The organism is Oscillospiraceae bacterium (assembly GCA_015065085.1).
Lineage (GTDB): Bacteria > Bacillota > Clostridia > Oscillospirales > SIG627 > SIG627.
In genome coordinates, this window is the sequence record SVQW01000006.1 from 108,354 (window position 1) to 116,502 (window position 8,149).

Annotated in this window: 8 protein-coding genes; 7 read left to right on the plus strand and 1 reads right to left on the minus strand. The window is 43.7% G+C overall.

Annotated features, from left to right (window positions below; genetic code table 11):
• Positions 1 to 119 precede the first annotated feature (119 nt).
• The 5 genes from E7588_05995 (at position 120) to E7588_06015 (ending at position 4,705) form a co-directional block, all read left to right on the plus strand.
• Positions 120 to 1,670, plus strand: coding sequence for a hypothetical protein (locus tag E7588_05995; GenBank protein MBE6688813.1), 1,551 nt, complete (start codon positions 120 to 122; stop codon positions 1,668 to 1,670).
• 287 nt (positions 1,671 to 1,957) lie between these two features.
• The gene (gene pduL / locus E7588_06000) at positions 1,958 to 2,533 is read left to right on the plus strand and encodes a phosphate propanoyltransferase (protein MBE6688814.1); all 576 of its coding nucleotides are present in this window, start codon (positions 1,958 to 1,960) and stop codon (positions 2,531 to 2,533) included.
• Positions 2,534 to 2,577: 44 nt separating this feature from the next.
• Positions 2,578 to 3,267: a hypothetical protein gene (locus E7588_06005; protein MBE6688815.1), complete on the plus strand. Its 690-nt coding sequence runs from the start codon at positions 2,578 to 2,580 to the stop codon at positions 3,265 to 3,267.
• Between the two features lie 18 nt (positions 3,268 to 3,285).
• On the plus strand, positions 3,286 to 4,287 hold the full coding sequence (locus tag E7588_06010; protein MBE6688816.1) for a GGGtGRT protein: 1,002 nt from the start codon (positions 3,286 to 3,288) through the stop codon (positions 4,285 to 4,287).
• Between the two features lie 160 nt (positions 4,288 to 4,447).
• Complete coding sequence (locus E7588_06015; GenBank protein MBE6688817.1) at positions 4,448 to 4,705, plus strand: hypothetical protein; 258 nt, start codon at positions 4,448 to 4,450, stop codon at positions 4,703 to 4,705.
• A 149-nt stretch (positions 4,706 to 4,854) separates the two neighbouring features.
• Here E7588_06015 and E7588_06020 read toward each other — a convergent pair whose 3' ends face one another.
• Entirely contained in the window at positions 4,855 to 5,619 is a 765-nt protein-coding gene (locus E7588_06020; GenBank protein ID MBE6688818.1) for a MerR family transcriptional regulator, read from the minus strand.
• A gap of 36 nt (positions 5,620 to 5,655) precedes the next feature.
• On the opposite strand from E7588_06020, the gene E7588_06025 reads away from it, so the two are divergent.
• Together E7588_06025 and E7588_06030 are read left to right on the plus strand one after the other, a co-directional pair.
• Entirely contained in the window at positions 5,656 to 6,042 is a 387-nt protein-coding gene (locus E7588_06025) for a hypothetical protein (GenBank protein MBE6688819.1), read from the plus strand.
• Positions 6,043 to 6,061: 19 nt separating this feature from the next.
• A partial coding sequence (locus E7588_06030; GenBank protein MBE6688820.1) for a CAP domain-containing protein occupies positions 6,062 to 8,149 on the plus strand: 2,088 nt, incomplete at its 3' end.

Below are 8,149 nucleotides of genomic sequence, written 5' to 3' on the forward strand. Positions count from 1 at the left end.
AATGATAGTGCTTTATACAATTATGTCAAAAAATCATTATCGCAACCTTCGCACGTCATGTTCACCTCAAGCGGAATATTTTTATTTCCAAGTGAATGTGCAATAAAAAAGGAGTAGCCATGATTAACACCTTATCAGATGTCAGATTTAAAAACGAAAACGGTAAATTTATCAAAATGCAGTCGGCAAACAGCGGATATGCATACAATGATGTGCTTGCTTCCATTGACGAAAACGGTGTTATCACCGTCACCTCAGACAAAACGCCTGTAAGGTGTATATGTTTCATATGGAAAGTTGATTTTAAGCCCCATGAAAGATTTCTCGGTGATGCATGGGAAAGGGCTTACGGTGACCTTGAGTGGTTACCTATTGAAAAAACAGGGATAATGCCCTGGTATTTTACAGCCAAATCGGGGGATATCTGCCGTTGCTTCGGAGTTATGACTCAGCCCAATGCCATGTGCTTCTGGCGTGTGCGCGACGGCGAGGCGGCACTTTACCTTGATGTGAGAAGCGGTCCCGACCCAATTGCCTTTTCTGGCAGGGTGCTGGAAGCCGCGACGGTGATTATAAAAAGATACACAAAGCCTGCTATTGAAGCCATCACCGATTTTTGCCGCGAACTGTGTCCCAAGCCGAGACTTTTGCCGTATCCCATATACGGCGGCTGCGACTGGTACTGCACTTACGGTTATTCCTCATATGACACCGTAATAAGCCATTCACGCAAAATCGCAGAGTGTGCAGAAGGGCTTGAAAACCGACCGTTCATGATAGTTGACGCAGGCTGGGCTATCTGCCATAACATCAATAAATATCTGGGAGGGCCGTGGTATCCCAACACAAAATTCGGGGACATGAAAAAGCTTGCCGAAGAAATGAAGTCACTGGGAGTGCGCCCTGCGTTGTGGTACAAGTCCCTGGACAATTCGGAGGTGTTCAAGGACAACCATTATCTGCGCTACAACGATGCCACCAAAACAGCCACCGACTACACTCTCGATCCGTCAAAGCCCGAAACCCTCGAACAGATAAAGAAGGAAATACAGCGCTTTAAGAGCTGGGGCTTTGAAATGATAAAGGAAGACTTCAGCTCCTTTGACATGCTTCTCAAATGGGGCTTTGAAATGGGCGACGAGCTCACGGAAGCCAACTGGCATTTTCACAATACCTCCCTCACAACAGCAGAAATCGCAAAAAATCTGTACAAAGCAATTCGTGAAGCGGCAGGCGATGATATGATAATTTCGGGCTGCAACTCCTTCAACCATCTTTGTGCGGGTATTTATGAATTTATGAGAACAGGCGATGATACCAGCGGTATACACTGGGACAGAACGAAAAAAATGGGCGTCAATACCCTCGCCTTCCGCATGTCACATCACAATACCTTCTATTCCGCCTATGCCGACTGTGTGGGAATCACCTCCAATATCGAATGGCACCGCAACAGGCAATGGCTTGACGTACTCTCCAAAAGCGGAACTCCTACCTTTGTATCCATTTCCGAGGATTCCTACACCCCTGAGGTGAAAAAGGCAGTAAAGGAAGCTTTTGCACGTGCATCGGTCAACACCGTCACCTCCGTCCCTCTCGACTGGGAAGACGAAGCATTCCCGAGGGTCTGGAAAAGCGCTTACGGAACAGACACCTATTGCTGGGATTGATATAGCCGAAAAATTCCTTTAAATAATTTGCCGCTACCGGTAGTATTATTGTATATACTCAGCTTGAGTTTCTACCCTGTACGAAGGGTAGAAACTCATTTTTGTTCACTCCACCGTATATCGTTGAAATCAGGTGGACAGTTTTATTGCTTTACTAAAAATATCTTCTTCATGAAGTATATAATTTATTATTCACTACTTGATTTTTTATGTTAATTGTGATATACTGTAGTGTAAAAGTATAATTTTACTCAACATGTTAATAATTTATAAAGGAGATATAAACCATGTCAAGAGAAATCATTGTTGAAACCTCTGCACGTCATGTTCACCTCAAGCAGGAGGACATCGAAATCCTTTTCGGCAAGGGTCATCAGCTTACCCCCAAGAAGGACCTTTCCCAGCCCGGTCAGTTTGCATGCGAGGAAAGAGTTGAGATCGTAGGACCCAAGAAGTCCATCGCAAACGTTATCATTCTCGGTCCCGCTCGTCCCGACAGTCAGGTTGAGGTTTCCCTCACCGATGCAAGAACCATGGGCGTTAATGCCGCTATCCGCGAATCCGGCGACATCGAAGGCACCGAGGGCTGCAAAATCGTTGGTCCCTGCGGTGAAGTAGTTCTTGAAAAGGGCGTTATCGCCGCTAAGCGTCACCTGCACCTCACTCCCGCTGATGCTGAAGAAATCGGCGTTGAAAACAAGCAGATCGTTAAAGTTAAAATAAGTGGCAGCCGTCCTCTCATTTTTGACGACGTTGTTGTTCGTGTAAGCGACAAGTTTGCCCGCTTTATGCACATCGACACCGACGAAGCAAATGCCGCAGGCGCTACTCCCAACATCGTCGGCGAAGTTATCGTTGACTGATTGTCTACATAAAAAATAACGAAAGGAATTTTTGAAAAATGGCTATGTTATCTCATGAAGTAGAAAGAATGTGTACGGTCGCAAAAGGACCGCATCACGGACCCGCTCCCATTCCCGAAGAAGGCAAATGGGTTAAGTCTTATGAAATCAAGGATATTTCCGGTCTCTCCCACGGTGTAGGCTGGTGTGCTCCCCAGCAGGGTATGTGCAAGCTTACCCTCAACGTTAAAGAGGGTATCATCGAGGAAGCTCTCGTTGAGACCTCCGGTTGCAGCGGTATGACTCACTCCGCAGCTATGGCAGCTGAAATCCTGCAGGGCAAAACCCTTCTTGAAGCTCTCAACACCGACCTTGTTTGCGATGCTATCAACGTTGCTATGAGAGAAATCTTCAAGCAGCTGGCTTACGGCCGTACCCAGACCGCATTCTCCGAAAACGGTCTGCCCATCGGTGCTTCTCTTGAAGACCTTGGTAAGGGTCTGCGCTCTCAGATTGGTACTATCTTTGCTACCAAAGAAAAGGGCGTTCGTTACCTCGAAATGGCTGAGGGATATATCCTTTCTCTCGGTCTTGACAAGAACAACGAGGTTATCGGCTACAAGTTCGTTCACCTGGGCAAAATGATGGAAATGATAAGACACGGCAAGCCCGCTCAGGAGGCTTACGAGGCTAACATTAAATCTTACGGCAGATACGACGAAGCGGTCAAGTACATTGACCCCCGTGAAGAATAATAAGGAGGCATAAGTAAAATGGCTAAATTTGAAGGTTACGAAAGAAGAATTGATAAAATCAACGAATGCCTCAAGGAATACGGCTTTGAAAGCCTGGAAGCAGCTCAGGAGCTGTGCCTCTCCAAGGGTATCAATGTTGACAAAATAGTTAAGGATATTCAGCCCATCGCTTTTGAAAATGCTGCTTGGGCTTACACTCTCGGCTGTGCCGTTGCTCTCAAAAAGGGCATCACCAATGCTGCTGACGCCGCTGAGGCTATCGGTATAGGTCTGCAGGCATTCTGCATCCCCGGTTCTGTTGCCGAAACCCGTAAGGTTGGTCTGGGTCACGGTAATCTCGCCGCAATGCTTCTGCGCGAAGAAACCAAGTGCTTCTGCTTCCTGGCAGGTCACGAATCCTTTGCAGCTGCTGAGGGCGCTATCGGTATCGCTCGTACCGCTAACAAGGTAAGAAAGCAGCCCCTTCAGGTTATCCTCAACGGTCTTGGCAAGGACGCCGCTTACATCATCTCCAGAATCAACGGCTTCACTTACGTTGAAACCGAATATGATTTCTATACAAGCGAGCTGAAGGTAGTACGCGAAATCGCTTACTCCGACGGCGAAAAGGCTAAGGTTCGTTGCTACGGCGCCAACGACGTTCTTGAGGGCGTTGCTATCATGAAGCACGAGGATGTTGACGTTTCCATCACCGGAAACTCCACCAACCCCACCCGCTTCCAGCACCCCGTTGCAGGTACCTACAAGAAGTGGTCCTACGAAACCGGCAAGAAGTACTTCTCCGTTGCTTCCGGCGGCGGTACAGGACGTACTCTCCATCCCGATAACATGGCTGCAGGTCCCGCTTCCTACGGCTTGACCGACACCATGGGTCGTATGCACGGCGATGCACAGTTCGCAGGCTCCTCCTCCGTTCCCGCACACGTAGAAATGATGGGACTTATCGGCGCAGGTAACAACCCCATGGTTGGTATGACCGTTGCTGTTGCCGTTGCAGTTCAGGAAGCTATGGCGAAGTAAGCTGATTTTACAGCACTTTTCAGATGTTTTAAACATCTTTGACACGTGTTTTGAATAACAAGAATCAACTTATAAACATCTTTTAACAACAAACAGAGTTAGACACATCATTTTCGGGTTTTCCCGTATGATGTGTCTAATTTGTTTTAGGAGAAAAAAGATGAAAAAACTGAAGCTTGCGGAGAATAATTTACTGACCCTTGAGGAAGGATGCAACAAGTATCTCGACGATTGCCGAGCACGAAACCTGAGAGAAGGAAGCATCAATCACTATAGGCAGAGCTATACTCAGTTCTATAAGTTTTTTGACAAGAATATGCAGGTATCTGAGCCGGACGAAAAGATGTATCGGAAGTATGTGATACATCTTCGGGAGACATTACACAACGATGTCAGCATTAATTCCAGTCAATTGTAAACTGAAATGCAATACTTGTTTGTTTGATTTATATTTTTAAGTGTATAAATTATAGATACAGGCAGGTGTTGCATTTTGTTTTGCAAAAAAATTATTGAGTAAAAATTAAAGCCTCCAAGGAGAGTAAATCCTTAGAGGCTCATTCTTTTTTATTCAATTATCGCAATAATCTGTGTGATGAATTTGCTTTTATCTTTATGTTGCGGCGGTCCTTCAAGATAAATATTACGGAATACACCTGTCAGCGTCAGATTATTTTCTTCTGCATAGGAAAAAAGTCTCTTTCGTGCTTCGGAAATTTCCTCATAAGCACCATGGTGGAAAAATGAAAGTGCTTTGAGTTCGGGGAGATGTTTTATGTATTCACCTTCGCTTCCTTGCGGCACAGCAACACAATATGAAATGTCTTGCGGAGCATTCGCAGAATACTCGGTGAAATACATTCTCCTTGTTGTATCGGTTCCGTGCAATTTCATTGCTTCAAGTGCCGTATCTCTCAAAAGATTTGTCTTGTCAGCAATAGAGGTTGAGTTATACACACGGCAGTATATCGTCTGCGGTTCAATCGTGATTTCTCGTATAACATCACCTTTTTTATGTGTTCTTTCTTTCAGCTTTTCAATGGTGAGATTAAGTTCATCACGCATTTTTTCAAGCCGTTCTATCATCGGTTGTAAATCCGTTGTATCGCTGAAATATGTTCTTATTTCGTCAAGCGACAGCCCTAAGTCCTGAAACACACGGATTGTTCGGATTTGAGTAAAGGTATCAATGGTGTAATATCTGTTGCCTGTAGCACCGTCTTTTTTGTCCGGAGTAATAAGACCTTTTGTTTCATAGTTCAATATAATTTTTCTTGTGATTCCAACGGCTTTTGCTATCTCGCCGATGGAAAATAAATTGTTATTATCCATAAAATAATCCTCGTTTTTTGTATAAAATAAATATTTTTGAAAAAAATTCGAAAAATTTCTCAAAAAACACTTGCATCGCCCATTGATGGGCGGTGTATAATTATTGTAGCATATAATATCAAATTTTTCAAGATGTGGAGGGTGATAAATTTGAAACTGAAGGATTATTGCATTAAGGAAAGAAAGGAGTACCTATTAACAGAGTGGGATGACGAAAAAAATCTTCCGTTCACCCCGGAAACAATCAGTCATACAAGTTCATTACCTGTTTGGTGGAAATGTGAAAAAGGTCATTCATGGCAGACGCAGCTCAGAAGCCGATCAACTACACTTACAAAGTGCCCTAAATGCCGTGATGCTGAACTGAATAAAAGCAGAAAACTTAAAGCAAAAGAGCTTGCGAGACGATTAAAGACTGAATAAGTTATTTAAATTAAATTTTATGATACGAAAGAAGGAGCGAACAATGAAAAAAATATTAAGTACAGTTTTATGCTTATGTATGCTTATCAGCATACTTCCAGCAAATGTGTTTGCTGCGTCGGTTGTAAATATTTTCAATATTACAGTAACCGAGCCAGTGACAGGTGAAAAGCCGGTAAATTCGGGCTCTGTTCCCTCAACGGCAAGCACCGAGGTTGTAAAGGTGGAATGGGACGGCGATTTTGATGACAACGGCTGTTTTATTGAGGGTAACTCATATAAGGTTTCCGTTACCGTCAGAATAAAGGCAGGTCAGGATAAATATATAAAATACGTTAAATCCACAACCAAAATCAACGGTCAGCTTTCTGAAATGAAAAGTCTTACCGAGGATAAAAAGCAGGCTGTGATCTGTTACACCTTTAACGTCGGTAGTAAAACCGAAGGTGGACAGGCAGGAGGTGTTGCACGGGACCTCAGCAAAGCAAAATACAGCGAGCTTTCTGTCAACGAGTTTGAATGGGAGGTTTTAAGACTTTGTAATATTGAACGTGCCAAGGAAGGTCTTGATTCGCTTTCCATGAACGGTACTCTTCAGGATATCTGCGATATTCGTGAAAAGGAGCTTGTAACCACTTTTTCTCATGACAGACCCGACGGAAGCGATTGCTACTCGGCAATTCCTTCCACTTATACCTGGAGTAATGTCGGAGAAAACATCGCAAGGGGTCAGCGTAATCCTGCGGAGGTTGTAGAATCATGGATGAACAGCCCCGGACACCGTGCCAATATTCTTAAGCCCGAATTCCGCTATATGGGTGTCGGATATAATTCCAACGGAAATAACTGGGTTCAGTTCTTTTCAAGCAGTAAAGATTTCAAAATTGTTGGCAAGAACTCGTTTTCCAACAGCTCATATAATGAAGAAATATCCGAAACCGATATCAAGGACGTGTACCTGACAATTACGGCTTCCAACGGTTATAAATCTTATATGCCTGTGGATTTTGATTCCATGAAGCAGACAGGGGGCAAGTATTACCCAAGACTTGCTGCTACTCAGAACGTTTCGTTTATAAAGGTCGAGGATACCGACAGTGAAACAAACTCTGATAAAACAACCAATCAGGAAAAAGAGCCGACAGTAACAAGTCCAACAGAAGGCAAGACTACCGATCTTACAGAAGGAAGTCTTTTTGGAAAATACATACCGATTACCCATGTATACGGCACCAATTTCGGCGTACCTTACAATATGGAAGCCGGCTCTGAACAGCGGTTCGATATTGGAACCCGATTCTATGACGAAACGATAGGTATACAACCAAGCTTTGCTCCGGAGGTAAAGAGAAGTGATTATCAGAACCATTACGTCAAAATAAGTTATCTTGGAACATACGGTACCGTCGGTAAAGAAATTGCTGTTACCAGACTCGGTATCATTGACGAAGCGGAATATGACTTGGTTATGAACGGAAAGGAATCTGACTGGGCAAAGGTATATAATCTTACAAAGGACACCATCGTAATTTCCGCAGATATATACGATGAAAACAAACAGTTTGTAAGAAAGCTTACTCCCGCCGCAGTTATCGTGGCAACGGATGCAAGCGGAAACTTTATTACATTTTCACACTTCCTTGGTTCAACCTCAACAATCCTCTATTCACAGATAGATAATTTCTTTGCAGCGGACGAGGATAAGAGAAGAAGTACAAAGTCATTCTCGTTTGTAACCGATAAGATCATGCTTACAAATAAGGCTGATGCAGAAAAGCTTCTTCCGCCTGCGGAGATAATAAACTACGAGTATAAAACATATCCTGAACTTAACGTGACACCAAACTACAATGCAAACCATATACTTGATGATGACGAATTTGTAACTCCCGAAAATGTTTATTATCAGGTGGGTGTTGATTTCAAGCAGATAGACCCTGTCATAAAAAACGAAATCAGGGATGTTGTCAGCTATTCCTTTTATACGCACAAGATTGATACCCTTTACACCCAGAGAAACATTGTAACCGCAGACGGCACGCTTTACGGCGTTACCTCTGAATATGAAAAGAAGAAAATTGCAACAAATGTAAAAAAAGCCACCGCA

What these genes read in the sequence shown, in the direction of transcription:
- E7588_06010 (MBE6688816.1), top strand. Translation starts at nt 3,286, where the DNA reads ATGGCTAAATTTGAAGGTTACGAAAGAAGAATTGATAAAATCAACGAA.
- E7588_06015 (MBE6688817.1), top strand. Translation starts at nt 4,448, where the DNA reads ATGAAAAAACTGAAGCTTGCGGAGAATAATTTACTGACCCTTGAGGAA.
- pduL (MBE6688814.1), top strand. Translation starts at nt 1,958, where the DNA reads ATGTCAAGAGAAATCATTGTTGAAACCTCTGCACGTCATGTTCACCTC.
- E7588_05995 (MBE6688813.1), top strand. Translation starts at nt 120, where the DNA reads ATGATTAACACCTTATCAGATGTCAGATTTAAAAACGAAAACGGTAAA.
- E7588_06020 (MBE6688818.1), bottom strand. Translation starts at nt 5,619, where the DNA reads ATGGATAATAACAATTTATTTTCCATCGGCGAGATAGCAAAAGCCGTT.
- E7588_06005 (MBE6688815.1), top strand. Translation starts at nt 2,578, where the DNA reads ATGTTATCTCATGAAGTAGAAAGAATGTGTACGGTCGCAAAAGGACCG.